Source organism: Solimonas terrae, from assembly GCF_011067135.1.
GTDB lineage: Bacteria > Pseudomonadota > Gammaproteobacteria > Nevskiales > Nevskiaceae > Solimonas > Solimonas terrae.
Genome location: NZ_JAAMOW010000010.1, coordinates 156,608 through 168,348 on the forward strand (window position 1 = coordinate 156,608; position 11,741 = coordinate 168,348).

Consider the following 11,741-nt stretch of genomic DNA (forward strand, 5'->3'; position numbering starts at 1 on the left):
CAGAGGAACGATGCGATGAGCGCGATGACATGGGATGCGCTGGCGGGGCGGGACGACCGGTGCGGCGATGCTAGTCTGCCGCGGCGACCGTTGGCCGGGGCCACAAAGGGACGTGATGTGCAGCGGCTAGAGCAGGCAGGCAGCGAAGCAAGCGATACCGATTGCGTGGCCCTCGCGGTCGGTGGCGACACGCGCGCGTTCGAGCAGCTCTATCGCCGCCATGTCGGTCGCGTGTTCGGTCTGTGCCTGCGTCTGGTCGACGGTGACCGTGCCCGCGCCGAGCAGCACACCCAGGACGCATTCGTGCGGGCCTGGGAGAAACTCGCGAGCTTTCGCGGCGACGCGCAGTTCTCGACCTGGCTGCATCGCCTGACGGTCAATCTGGTGCTCGGCGAACACCGATTGCTGAAACGCTGGGTGACGTTCGACGAAACGCCCGGCGACACCGATGATGGTAGCGGTGACGCCGCACTGGGCGAGCACCCGCAGCAGCGCGCGGGCGAACGTCTCGATCTGGAACGCGCGCTGGCAAAATTGCCGAAAGGAGCGCGCACCGTGCTGATGCTGTATGACGTGGAAGGCTATGCGCACGAGGAAATCGCCGAACTGACCGGCATTGCGGTCGGCACGTCGAAAGCGCAGCTGCATCGTGCGCGCCGTCTGATGAGGGAAATGCTGTCATGAACCGCGACACCCGGGAGCAACACGAGGCAGACGAAGCGCCGATCGCCGGCCTGCGCGACCTCGATTTCAGTGCGCAGCCGTCGCGCGATCTGTGGCCGGGCATCGCCACGCGGCTGGCGCCGCGTCGCCGACGCCTCGGTGCCAATGGCTGGATGAGTCTGGCCGCCGCCGCCTGCGTCGTGGCGATCGTCGGCCTGGCCGTGGTGCCGGCGCCGCCGTCCGGCGACGCTGCGCCGCATGCGCAGCTTGCCGGCATCGATCAGGCCTTCGCTGCGCCGGACCTGCGGGTGGTCGCCGGCAGTCGCGCGCTGGTCAAGGCCAATCTGCAACTGTCGCGAAATTCCGAGGCGCAGATTCGTCGTGCACTCGAACAGGACCCCGATTCCTCATCGCTGCGTCATCTGTTGCTGACTACCGAAAGCCGCAGCGATCAGCTGCATCACATGCTGCTGGCGCAAGCGACCTGATTTTCCGGAGCAAGAACCATGGATACCGCTTACACATTCCGCAACGCCGCCGGCGTGCTGCTGGTCCTCGCCGGCCTCTGCACTGCGCCGTCGGGCCGGGCCGGCGAGCGCACATCGATCAACGAGACGCGGGCACTGGCCGCCAGTGGCAAGCTGGCGATCAACAACATGGCCGGCAGCATCGTCGTCCGTGGCTGGGATCGCAACGAAGTCGCGATCACCGGCACGCTCGGTGCCGACGTCGAAAAGCTCGACATCAGCGGCGATGCCAACAATCTCAGCGTCGTCGTCCGTTATCCGAGCCGTGTGCACGGGAATGTCGACGACACCGAGCTTGAATTGCGCGTGCCGGCGCGGACGCAGCTGGCGATCGACGCGGTCAGTGCCGATGTCCGCGTCAGCGACACCAGCGGCAACATCGACGCCAGGAGCGTCAGCGGCGATGTGCTGCTGACCGTCGGCAGCGGCGAGATCAAGGCGAGCACGGTCAGCGGCGATCTGACGGTGCGTGCGCCGGCCTACAAGACCAGCCTCAATTCGGTGAGCGGTGATTTGAGTGCGAGCGGCGTGCGTGGCAGCCTAGACGCCGACACCGTGTCCGGCGATCTGTCGCTCGACGGCGGCAGCTTCAGCGCGGTCAAGCTGCAGAGCGTGTCGGGTGACCTGAACCTCAAGCTCGGGCTCGATGACGGCGGTACGCTCAGTGCCGAAACCCTGTCCGGCGACATCGGTCTGCATCTGCCGAAGATGCCGGACGCAAAGCTGACGATGAAGACTTTCAGCGGCGATCTGCACAACGGTTTCGCGCCGCAGCAGGACGACGATGCCCACAGCCTGTCGGCGACGCTCGGCAGCGGCAAGGGCCAGATCGCGCTGCACAGTTTCAGCGGCGACATCCAGATCGGCAGCGATTCGCGCTGAACAAAAAAGGGACGGCGGATCGCGCCGCCGTCCCTTTTTGTCGTGCGTGAAAACTCAGTGCCGGAAGTGGCGGATGCCGGTGAACACCATCGCCATGCCGGCTTCGTCGGCGGCGGCGATCACTTCCGCATCGCGCATCGAGCCGCCCGGCTGGATCACCGCGGTGATGCCGGCCTGCGCGGCCGCATCGATGCCATCGCGGAACGGGAAGAACGCGTCCGACGCCATCACCGAGCCGGGCACTTCGAGTTTCTCGTCGCCGGCCTTGATGCCGGCGATCTTCGCCGAATAGACGCGGCTCATCTGGCCGGCGCCGACGCCGATGGTCATGCGGTCCTTCGCGTAGACGATGGCGTTCGACTTGACGAACTTCGCGACCTTGTACGCGAACACCAGGTCATGGATTTCCGCTTCGGTCGGCGCGCGCCTGCTGACGACCTTGAGCTCGTCGTCGCGCACGATGCGGGTATCGACGTCCTGCACCAGCAGGCCGCCGGCGACCCGCTTGTAGTCGAACGCGGGCCGGCGTGCGGCGGGGAACGCGCCGCATTCGAGCAGGCGCACGTTCTGCTTGGCGGCCACCACGGCGCGGGCATCGTCGCCGATGCGCGGTGCGATGATGACCTCGACGAACTGGCGATCGACGATCAGCTTCGCGGTCGCGGCGTCGAGTTCGCGGTTGAACGCGATGATGCCGCCGAACGCCGAGGTCGGATCGGTGCGGAACGCACGCTCGTAGGCTTCCCGGATGCCGGATTCGTTGACGGCGACGCCGCAGGGGTTGGCGTGCTTGACGATCACGCAGGCCGGCTTGGCAAATGCCTTCACGCATTCGAGCGCCGCATCGGCGTCGGCGATGTTGTTGTACGACAGTTCCTTGCCCTGAAGCTGCGTGCTCGCCGCCACCGTGCCGGCTTCCGCGTCGCGCTCGCCGTAGAACGCTGCGCGCTGATGCGGATTCTCGCCGTAGCGCAGGTCCTGCAGCTTGTCGAACTGCAGCCCGAGCACCGGGGCGAAGCTGTCACGCGTGCCGTCGTCGTGCAGCGACGAAAGATAGGCGGACACCGCAGCGTCGTAGCGCGAGGTCAGCGCATAGGTCTTGGTCGCGAGACGGAAACGCGTCGCCTGCGTGGTGCCGCCGGCGTCGATCTCGGCGAGCACCGTGGCGTAGTCGGCGGGATCGGTCAGCACCGCGACCCAGGCGTGGTTCTTGGCCGCGGCGCGCAGCATCGCCGGGCCGCCGATGTCGATATTCTCGATCGCGTCCTCGCGCGTGCAGCCGGGTTTGGCGACGGTCGCCTCGAACGGATAGAGATTGACGACCAGCAGGTCGATCGCGGCGATGCCGTGCTGCGCCATGACCTCGGCATCGACATCGCGCCGGCCCAGCAGGCCGCCGTGGATCTTCGGATGCAGGGTCTTGACGCGGCCGTCCATGATTTCAGGAAAGCCGGTGTGGGCCGAGACTTCGGCGGCGGCGAGGCCGGCGTCCTTCAGCAGTTTGTAGGTGCCGCCGGTCGACAGCAGTTCGACGCCGCGCTGCGCGAGTTCGCGCGCGAATTCGACGATCCCGGACTTGTCGGAAACGGACAGCAGCGCGCGGCGGACCGGCGTGTGGAGAGAGTCGGTCATCGGCGGATTCGTCTTGAGGGTTGAAAGCGGCGATCAGTTCGCGGCGTCGGGCTTGATCTTGTGCATCTTGAGCTTCTTGCGCAGCGTGGCGCGATTGAGGCCCAGCATTTCCGCAGCGCGCGACTGGTTGCCGTGGCAATAGCGCAAGGTCGTCTTCAGCAACGGCGGTTCGACCTGTTCGAGAAACAGGTCATAGAGGTTCTTCGGCGCGTGCCCGTTCAGCGTCTGGAAAAAATCGTCGAGGCATTCCGAGACGGAATGACCGAGCGGCTTGATGTCCGTTGAACGGAGCGATGACATGAGGAGACTCCAAAGCCGCGAACCGGTTGCCGCGAGCCTGACCTGAAAATGGGGGCGGCAATCATACCCTCGTCGCCGTGTCGGAAAAAGCCGGAATGCAGCCGATTAGGCTTAAATTTTCTCTGTCAACAACATCTCGTCGATCAGCGCCTGCCAGGTCGGGTCCGGTTGCCACACCGCGTGCAGATCGGCAAGCGCCGCTGCCGGGCTTTCGCCGCGACGCAACACGCGATACAGATAGACAAAAGCCGACGCACGCAGGTTGAGCGCGCAATGCACCAGCACGTGGCGGCCCGCCTGTGCGTCCATCAGCCGGAAGAATGCTTCGGCGTGTTCGCGCAGCGGCGTTTCCCAGGGAATCGGCAGCGCGGCGTAGTCGATGCCGAGCGCATGCCAGCGCACGGCTTCGTCCGCCAGATGGTTCGGCGAGGTCGTCGCCGCCAGATTGATGACGGCCTCGACGCCGGCCTGCTTGAGCGCGGCGAACTGTTCCGGCCACGGCTGACCGGCGGTCAGCAGGCCTGAATCGACGCGATGACGGTTGATCAGTGCCGGCATGCGGCAGCGCGCCGACAGCCGCGTCCAGCCGTCGCGGGACCGATCGGCATCGAAGTCGAACCAGTCCTGATAGGCCGCGCGCACGTCGTCGGCCTGGCGATCGAGCAGGCCGGCCAGCACCAGACGGCCGTCGCGCCGGATCGAGCTCGCCAGCTTCGGTGCCAGCGCGATCAGCGGATTGGCAAGGATGTTGGCGACGACGACATCCGCGGCCAGCGGCACGAAGTGTTCGGCGGGCAAGGTGACGATGCGGTCGGCGACGCCGTTCTCGGTCGCGTTGTCGCGCGTGGCGAGCAAGGCCTGCGGATCGATATCGACGCAGATCGCCCGCTCGGCGCCGAGCAGCAGCGCGGCGATCGCCAGCACGCCGGAGCCGCAGCCGTAGTCGAGCACGGTCTTGCCGCGCAGATCCTGCTCGGTCAGCCACTGCAGGCACAGCGCGGTGGTCGGATGCGTGCCGGTGCCGAAGGCCAGACCCGGATCGAGACGCAGGATCACCGCATCATCCTGCGTCACCTCGCCGACCTTCTCGCGCGGCACGACCCAGAAGCGTTCACCGAACTGCAGTGGCGGGCAGTCCTTGAGCCAGACGCGCACCCAGTCCTGATCTTCGATCAGTTCCGTGACAAAGCGTGCGTCGGCGCCGTCCGGCAGCAGTTCGCGCAGGCTGGCCTGCACCGGCGCCAGATCGCGGCCTTCGGTGAACAGGCCGAGCGTGACCGTGTTCGCCCACAGCGGGGTTTCACCGGGCGCCGGCTCCAGGACGGGATCGTCGACCGCGTCGATGAAGCTGACGGCCGCGGCGTCGTGCGCCTGCAGGATTTCGTCGGCGAATTCGGGGTGGCGCGTGTGCACGCGCAATTGCAGCCAGGCCATGAAAGTCTCTTGCTCTCGAAGCGCCGGTGCTGGCGCGGGTCGCGCGCATCAGGCGTCGTGGGCGGTATCGGATGTGTGCCTGCTGAAGACCGCTGTCGACGGCGGCCGGTTCAGCACGATCGGGCGTCAATTATCCGCTTTCCGCGGGCCGTGCGCCTGCTCGACGGTGGCGTCGATGCGGCCGCGGGCGAGCAGCAGCGACAAACGCGCGCCGGCCTGCGTCCGCGCCGCGTCGGTCAGCGCGCGACCGTCGGCATCGAGGGCGATCGCGTAGCCGCGTTCGAGCACGGCATGCGGATTCAGACTCTGCAGCGGGGCCTCGCAGCGCAGCAGCCGCGCGCGTGCGTCATTGACGCGACGCCGCAAGGCCTCGCCGGCACGCGCCTGCAGCTGTTCGAGGCGATGGCGATCGCGGGCCAGCCTTTGCGTCGGCGCCTGCGCCTGCAGTTGCGTCTGCCGATGCGCGAGTTTCTGCTGCTGGCGCTGCAGGATGCCGAGCTGCGCCTGGCGCAGGCGCGCCTGCAGTTCGTTCAGCCGTGCGCGCCGTTCCTGCAAGCGCCGGCCCGGATGCTGGGCTTCGAGCCGGCGCGTCTGGTCGTCGCAACGCTGCGCGGCGGTCTGCAGGCGGCGTTCGATCGCCGCCGCCGTGCGCTGCTCGTGTTGGCGAAGCGCGCTCAGCCAGTCGCCGATGTCCGGTGCGACCTGTTCGGCGGCAGCGGTCGGTGTCGGTGCACGCAGGTCGGCGGCGAAGTCGGCGATCGTCACGTCGACTTCATGGCCGACGCCGCAGATCACCGGCACCGCGCAGGCGCGGATCGCGCGCGCGACGCGTTCGTCGTTGAACGCCCACAGATCTTCGAGCGAGCCGCCGCCGCGCGCCAGCAGGATGACCTCGACCGGCGCGCGCTTGGGCAGCTGCGTGAGTGCGCGGACAATCGCCGGTGGTGCGTCCGCGCCCTGTACCGGCACCGGATACAGATAGACCGGCGCCAGCGGATAGCGCCGCGCCAGCGTCGTCAGCATGTCGTGGATGGCCGCGCCGGTGGCGGACGTGATGATGCCGATCGCGCGTGGCAGGCGCGGCAGCTCGCGCTTCAGGTGTTCGTCGAACAGACCTTCGCCGGCGAGCCTGCGCTTCAGGTCCTCGAAGGCGCGCAGCAACGCGCCCTCGCCGGCCGGTTCCAGGTGTTCGCAGATCAGCTGCAGCTCGCCGCGCGCCGTGTAGAAACTGAGCTGCGCGCGAATCAGCACCGAATCGCCGTCTTTCGGCTGCGGACGGATGTAGAGGTTGGCGTTGCGGAACATCGCGCAGCGCAGCTGGGCGCGCGCGTCCTTGATCGTGAAATACCAGTGCCCGGAAGCCGGTCGCGAGAAATTCGAAATCTCGCCCTGCACCCAGATCCGCGGCAGCGCCCCTTCGACCAGGCTGCGCAGGGTCTCGGACAGCTCCGAAACCTGGTAGATCGTGCGGGCGCCGCCGGCAGCGGCGGGTTCGGGGGCGGGCGGGCGTGGCATGGCGCCCAGCATAGCGTCCGGTCGGGCTCCGCGCCGCCCCGCAATCGGCTAGAATGGCGCGCTTCCCAGACGACCGCAGCTGCCATGCCAGCCAATACGCGTATCCAGTCCGAAGCGCTCACGTTCGACGATGTCCTGCTGCTTCCGGCCTACTCGGAAGTCCTGCCGCGGCAGGTCGACCTCGGCTCGCAATTGACGCGGGCGATCCGCCTCAACATCCCGCTGATGTCGGCGGCAATGGATACCGTCACCGAAGCCAAGCTGGCGATCGCGCTGGCGCAGGAAGGCGGCCTGGGCATCGTCCACAAGAACATGACCGCCGAACGCCAGGCCGCCGAAGTGCGCGCGGTCAAGAAGCACGAAGCGGGCGTCATCACCGATCCGATCACCGTGCCGCCGACCATGACGATCGGCGAGGTCATCAAGCTGACGCGCGCCAACCGCATCTCCGGCGTACCGGTGGTCGACGGCAAGAAACTGGTCGGCATCGTCACCAGCCGCGACGTGCGTTTCGAAACCCGCTTCAGCGAGCCGGTGTCGCGCGTGATGACGCCGAAGGACAGGCTTGTCACCGTGCGTGAAGGCGCGTCGCGTGAAGAAGTCATCGCCAAGCTGCAGGAACACCGCATCGAGAAGGTGCTGGTGGTCGACGACAAGTTCAGCCTGCGCGGCATGATCACCGTCAAGGACATCCAGAAGACCGCCGACTTCCCGCGCGCCTGCAAGGATGAGGCGGGGCGTCTGCGCGTCGGCGCCGCGGTCGGCACCGGCGCCGATACCGACGAGCGTGTCTCCGCGCTGGTCGAAGCCGGCGTCGATCTGGTCGTCGTCGATACCGCGCACGGTCATTCCAAAGGCGTGATTGATCGTGTTGCGGCGATCAAGAAACAGTATGGCGATCGTCTGCAGATCGTCGGCGGCAACATTGCCACCGGCGATGCCGCGCTGGCGCTGGTCCAGGCCGGTGCCGATGCGGTCAAGGTCGGCATCGGTCCGGGTTCGATCTGCACGACGCGCATCGTCGCCGGTGTCGGCGTGCCGCAGATCGGCGCCGTCATGGCCGTCGCCGAGGCGCTGAAGAAGTCCGGCGTGCCGCTGATCTCCGACGGCGGCGTGCGCTACTCCGGCGACTTCGCCAAGGCGATCGCCGCCGGCGCGTCGGCGGTGATGGTCGGCTCGATGCTGGCCGGCACCGAAGAAGCGCCGGGCGAAGTCGAGCTCTACCAGGGCCGCTCGTACAAGTCGTATCGCGGCATGGGTTCGATGGGCGCGATGGGCGGTGCCAACGGCTCCAAGGACCGCTACTTCCAGGACACGACCATGGAAGTCGAGAAGCTGGTGCCGGAAGGCATCGAAGGCCGCGTGCCATACAAGGGACCGATGGCGGCGATCGTGCACCAGATGATCGGCGGCCTGCGCGCCAGCATGGGCTACACCGGCTGCCGCAGCATCGAGGAGATGCGCACGCAGACCCGCTTCGTGAAGATCACCGGTGCCGGCATCAAGGAGTCGCACGTGCACGATGTGACGATCACCAAGGAAGCGCCGAATTACCGCGGCGAGTAGTCGCAACGATGCCCCGGTTCGCCGGGGCTTTTTCGTAGCATCGATCCATGAACATACATTCCGACAAGATCCTCATCCTCGATTTCGGTTCGCAGCTGACGCAGCTGATCGCGCGTCGCGTCCGCGAGCTCGGCGTGTACTGCGAGCTGCATCCCTGGGACAGCAGCGATGACCTGATCCGCGAATTCGCGCCCAGGGGCGTGATCCTGTCCGGCAGCCCCGAGTCGGTGGCGGAAGCCGGCTCGCCGCGTGTGCCGGCGGCGGTCTGGGAACTGGGCGTGCCGGTACTAGGCATCTGCTACGGCATGCAGGTGATGGCGCATCACTTCGGCGGCGCCGTCGAACCGCACGACCAGAAGGAATTCGGCTATGCCGAAATTCGCGCGCGCGGTCACTCGAAGCTGCTGCGCGACATCGAGGATCGCGTCAACGACGAAGGTCACGGCCTGCTCGACGTCTGGATGAGCCACGGCGATCGCGTCGTCAGATTGCCGGACGGTTTCAAGTGCATCGCGAGCACGCCGGACCTGCCGCTGGCCGGCATGGCGGATGAAGCGCGCGGCTATTACGGCCTGCAGTTCCACGCCGAGGTCACGCACACCAGGCAGGGCGCGCGCATCTATTCGCGCTTCGTGCACGAGATCTGCGGCTGCGGCGATGCCTGGAAACCGGACAGCATCATCGACGACGCGATCGCCCGCGTGCGCGAACAGGTCGGTGACGGCCACGTCCTGCTCGGCCTGTCGGGCGGCGTCGATTCATCGGTGGTCGCCGCGCTGCTGCACAAGGCGATCGGCCCGCAGCTGACCTGCGTGTTCGTCGACCACGGCCTGCTGCGCCATCACGAAGGCGATCAGGTCATGAAGATCTTCGCCGACCATCTCGGCGTGAAGGTCATTCGCGTCAACGCCGAGCAGCGTTTCCTGTCGGCGCTCCAGGGTGTCAGCGATCCGGAAGCCAAGCGCAAGGTCATCGGCAAGCTGTTCGTCGATGTCTTCGATGAAGAGTCCGCGAAGATCGACAACGTGCAGTTCCTTGCGCAGGGCACGATCTATCCGGACGTGATCGAATCGGCTGGCAGCAAGACCGGCAAGGCGCACGTCATCAAGAGCCATCACAACGTCGGCGGCCTGCCGGCGCACATGAAGCTCAAGCTGGTCGAACCGCTGCGCGAACTGTTCAAGGACGAAGTGCGCCGCATCGGTGTCGAGCTCGGCCTGCCGCGCGAGATGGTCTACCGCCATCCGTTCCCGGGACCGGGTCTGGGCGTGCGTATTCTTGGCGAAGTGACCAAGCAGGCCGCCGACACGCTGCGTCTTGCCGACCACATCTTCATCGAGGAACTGCGCAAAAGCGGCTGGTACGACAAGACCAGCCAGGCTTTCGCGGTGTTCCTGCCGGTGAAGAGCGTCGGCGTGACCGGCGACGGCCGTCGTTACGAACCGGTCATCGCCCTGCGCGCGGTCGAGACCATCGACTTCATGACCGCGCACTGGGCGCATCTGCCGTACGAGCTGCTCGACGTCTGTTCGCGCCGCATCGTCAATGAAATCGCCGGCGTCTCGCGCGTGGTCTACGACGTCTCCGGCAAACCGCCCGCGACGATCGAGTGGGAGTAACAGCCCGAGCAGCGTGGAGGGGCCCCACGGAGTGGGGATCCAGCGTCGCGAGGGCTGTATCAGGAGACGCGGGTCGGTTCCGTGACCGTCACGAATGGTCCGGCCGTCAGCGTGGAGGGCCCACGGAGTGGGGATCCAGCGTCGTGAGGGCTGTATCAGGAGACGCGGGTCGGTTCCGTGACCGTCACGAATGGCCCGGCCGTCAGCGTGGAGGGCCCACGGAGTGGGGGTCCAGCGTCGCGAGGGCTGTATCAGGAGACGCGCCTCGAGCCGCGTGATCCCGCGCCGGGCTTCGACCCGCATCGGCCGATGGCGTCCGCGGTCCGGACGCGGCAATCTGATGACATCGCCCGACCCGGGTTTCGTGGCGCACGCCGATCCCGATGCTGCAGGTCTTCATCACCGCGTTGTCGTGCACCGCGATCGAGTTCTTCGAGACGCTGGCGATCGCCTATGCGCTGGCACGAGCCGGGTATCGGCGGGAGGCCATCTTCGGCACGCTGCTCGGCCAGTCGCTGATCGTCGTGACCGCGCTGCTGTCGCCGTGGCCCGCCGCGTTCGTACCGCTGCCGTGGCTGCGCGCGCTGGCCGCGCTGCTGTTGCTGGGCACCGGCGCCTACTGGAGCTGGAAGTCGTGGCGGCGACTGCGCGCGCGGCAACGCCCGCGCTGGGTCGAGCAGCCGCTGGACAAGATCGGCGTGACCGCCGTGGCGAGTGACCGCATTTCGCCGTTCGTGCTGCTGGTCATGGCCAAGAGTTCGGCGGTCGAAGCGCTGGAGGTCCTGATCGTCGTTGCGCCGCTGGCACTGGCCGCGCACGCCTGGCCAGCGGCGCTGAGCGGCATGCTGCTCGCCGTACTCATGGTCGGCGCGCTTGCCGTGTTGCTGCACGGACGGCTCAAGGCCATTCCCGAAGTTCGCCTGAAGCTTGCGACCGGCGTGCTGCTGATGCTGATCGGCCTGTGGTGGCTGGTCGAACTCGTGGCAGCCTGATCGGCTTCAGTACGGTGGCGCCTTGCGTGCGCGCTGCGCCTTGGCTGCTTCGGTCCACCACGACAGATCGTCGGCGAAACGTCCGAACGCCTTCTGCAGCGATTCGCCGGGCTTGCCGATCGGCGCGGCGTTCTCATCGAGCGTCTGCGATATCGGTCCGACCGCGAGCGTGCTGGAAATCACCACCATGCCCATTTCCGACAACGTGCCGTGCCACGCAGTGCCCGAGCGCACGCCGGAGAAGCGGCCAGCCGAATAGCTCGCGATCGCGGCCGGACGCCAGAACCATTCTTCGAGAAAATGATCGGTGAGGTTCTTCAGGCCGGGCTGCATGCCCCAGTTGTATTCGCCGGTCACGAACACGAACGCGTCGGCTGCCTTGATCTTGCCAGCGAGCGTTGCCATTGCCGCAGGGGCGGTGCCCGGCGCGTGCTCCTTGTACATGCGATCCAGCATCGGCAGACCGACGGCCTTGGCGTCAATCAGTTCGGCGTCCGCGCCACGCGCCTGCAGCCCGGCGACGATGAAGTCCGCGAGCCGGATGCCCATGCGGTCCGACCGATACGAGCCGTAGAAAACGAGAATCCGGTCTGCCATCGTTCGCTCCAGTT

The 11,741-nt window shown here is 67.0% G+C and carries 11 protein-coding genes; 6 read left to right on the forward strand and 5 right to left on the reverse strand.

Annotated features, from left to right (window positions below; translation table 11 throughout):
• Nucleotides 1–165: 165 nt before the first annotated feature.
• The 3 genes from G7Y85_RS18455 to G7Y85_RS18465 are packed head-to-tail and all read left to right on the forward strand — an operon-like array spanning nucleotide 166 to nucleotide 2,072.
• A complete protein-coding gene (locus tag G7Y85_RS18455) occupies nucleotides 166–684 on the forward strand; it encodes an RNA polymerase sigma factor (protein WP_366515003.1) in 519 nt (172 codons plus the stop codon).
• Complete coding sequence (locus tag G7Y85_RS18460) at nucleotides 681–1,151, forward strand: hypothetical protein (protein WP_166260968.1); 471 nt, start codon at nucleotides 681–683, stop codon at nucleotides 1,149–1,151. The genes G7Y85_RS18455 and G7Y85_RS18460 overlap by 4 nt, the downstream gene beginning before the upstream one ends.
• A gap of 18 nt (nucleotides 1,152–1,169) precedes the next feature.
• On the forward strand, nucleotides 1,170–2,072 hold the full coding sequence (locus tag G7Y85_RS18465) for a DUF4097 family beta strand repeat-containing protein (RefSeq protein ID WP_166260970.1): 903 nt from the start codon (nucleotides 1,170–1,172) through the stop codon (nucleotides 2,070–2,072).
• A 54-nt stretch (nucleotides 2,073–2,126) separates the two neighbouring features.
• Here G7Y85_RS18465 and purH read toward each other — a convergent pair whose 3' ends face one another.
• The 4 genes from purH to xseA all read right to left on the reverse strand — a co-directional run bounded on the left by purH (nucleotide 2,127) and on the right by xseA (nucleotide 6,953).
• The gene (purH, locus tag G7Y85_RS18470) at nucleotides 2,127–3,704 is read right to left on the reverse strand and encodes a bifunctional phosphoribosylaminoimidazolecarboxamide formyltransferase/IMP cyclohydrolase (protein ID WP_166260972.1); all 1,578 of its coding nucleotides are present in this window, start codon (nucleotides 3,702–3,704) and stop codon (nucleotides 2,127–2,129) included.
• A 33-nt stretch (nucleotides 3,705–3,737) separates the two neighbouring features.
• On the reverse strand, nucleotides 3,738–4,004 hold the full coding sequence (locus G7Y85_RS18475) for a helix-turn-helix domain-containing protein (RefSeq protein WP_166260974.1): 267 nt from the start codon (nucleotides 4,002–4,004) through the stop codon (nucleotides 3,738–3,740).
• Nucleotides 4,005–4,115: 111 nt separating this feature from the next.
• Nucleotides 4,116–5,438: a 50S ribosomal protein L11 methyltransferase gene (gene prmA / locus G7Y85_RS18480; protein WP_166260975.1), complete on the reverse strand. Its 1,323-nt coding sequence runs from the start codon at nucleotides 5,436–5,438 to the stop codon at nucleotides 4,116–4,118.
• A 126-nt stretch (nucleotides 5,439–5,564) separates the two neighbouring features.
• Entirely contained in the window at nucleotides 5,565–6,953 is a 1,389-nt protein-coding gene (gene xseA, locus G7Y85_RS18485) for an exodeoxyribonuclease VII large subunit (protein WP_166260977.1), read from the reverse strand.
• 84 nt (nucleotides 6,954–7,037) lie between these two features.
• On the opposite strand from xseA, the gene guaB reads away from it, so the two are divergent.
• The 3 genes from guaB to G7Y85_RS18500 all read left to right on the forward strand — a co-directional run bounded on the left by guaB (nucleotide 7,038) and on the right by G7Y85_RS18500 (nucleotide 11,130).
• On the forward strand, nucleotides 7,038–8,519 hold the full coding sequence (guaB, locus tag G7Y85_RS18490) for an IMP dehydrogenase (protein WP_166260979.1): 1,482 nt from the start codon (nucleotides 7,038–7,040) through the stop codon (nucleotides 8,517–8,519).
• 47 nt (nucleotides 8,520–8,566) lie between these two features.
• The gene (guaA, locus tag G7Y85_RS18495; protein ID WP_166260981.1) at nucleotides 8,567–10,138 is read left to right on the forward strand and encodes a glutamine-hydrolyzing GMP synthase; all 1,572 of its coding nucleotides are present in this window, start codon (nucleotides 8,567–8,569) and stop codon (nucleotides 10,136–10,138) included.
• 383 nt (nucleotides 10,139–10,521) lie between these two features.
• Complete coding sequence (locus G7Y85_RS18500; RefSeq protein ID WP_166260984.1) at nucleotides 10,522–11,130, forward strand: hypothetical protein; 609 nt, start codon at nucleotides 10,522–10,524, stop codon at nucleotides 11,128–11,130.
• A gap of 6 nt (nucleotides 11,131–11,136) precedes the next feature.
• On the opposite strand, the gene G7Y85_RS18505 is transcribed toward G7Y85_RS18500, so the two are convergent.
• Entirely contained in the window at nucleotides 11,137–11,727 is a 591-nt protein-coding gene (locus tag G7Y85_RS18505; RefSeq protein WP_166260986.1) for an NADPH-dependent FMN reductase, read from the reverse strand.
• Between the last annotated feature and the right edge of the window lie 14 nt (nucleotides 11,728–11,741).

Coding starts and splice junctions, on each gene's coding strand:
- G7Y85_RS18460 (WP_166260968.1), top strand. CDS start 681: ATGAACCGCGACACCCGGGAGCAACACGAGGCAGACGAAGCGCCGATC.
- G7Y85_RS18465 (WP_166260970.1), top strand. CDS start 1,170: ATGGATACCGCTTACACATTCCGCAACGCCGCCGGCGTGCTGCTGGTC.
- purH (WP_166260972.1), bottom strand. CDS start 3,704: ATGACCGACTCTCTCCACACGCCGGTCCGCCGCGCGCTGCTGTCCGTT.
- G7Y85_RS18475 (WP_166260974.1), bottom strand. CDS start 4,004: ATGTCATCGCTCCGTTCAACGGACATCAAGCCGCTCGGTCATTCCGTC.
- prmA (WP_166260975.1), bottom strand. CDS start 5,438: ATGGCCTGGCTGCAATTGCGCGTGCACACGCGCCACCCCGAATTCGCC.
- xseA (WP_166260977.1), bottom strand. CDS start 6,953: ATGCCACGCCCGCCCGCCCCCGAACCCGCCGCTGCCGGCGGCGCCCGC.
- guaB (WP_166260979.1), top strand. CDS start 7,038: ATGCCAGCCAATACGCGTATCCAGTCCGAAGCGCTCACGTTCGACGAT.
- guaA (WP_166260981.1), top strand. CDS start 8,567: ATGAACATACATTCCGACAAGATCCTCATCCTCGATTTCGGTTCGCAG.
- G7Y85_RS18500 (WP_166260984.1), top strand. CDS start 10,522: ATGCTGCAGGTCTTCATCACCGCGTTGTCGTGCACCGCGATCGAGTTC.
- G7Y85_RS18505 (WP_166260986.1), bottom strand. CDS start 11,727: ATGGCAGACCGGATTCTCGTTTTCTACGGCTCGTATCGGTCGGACCGC.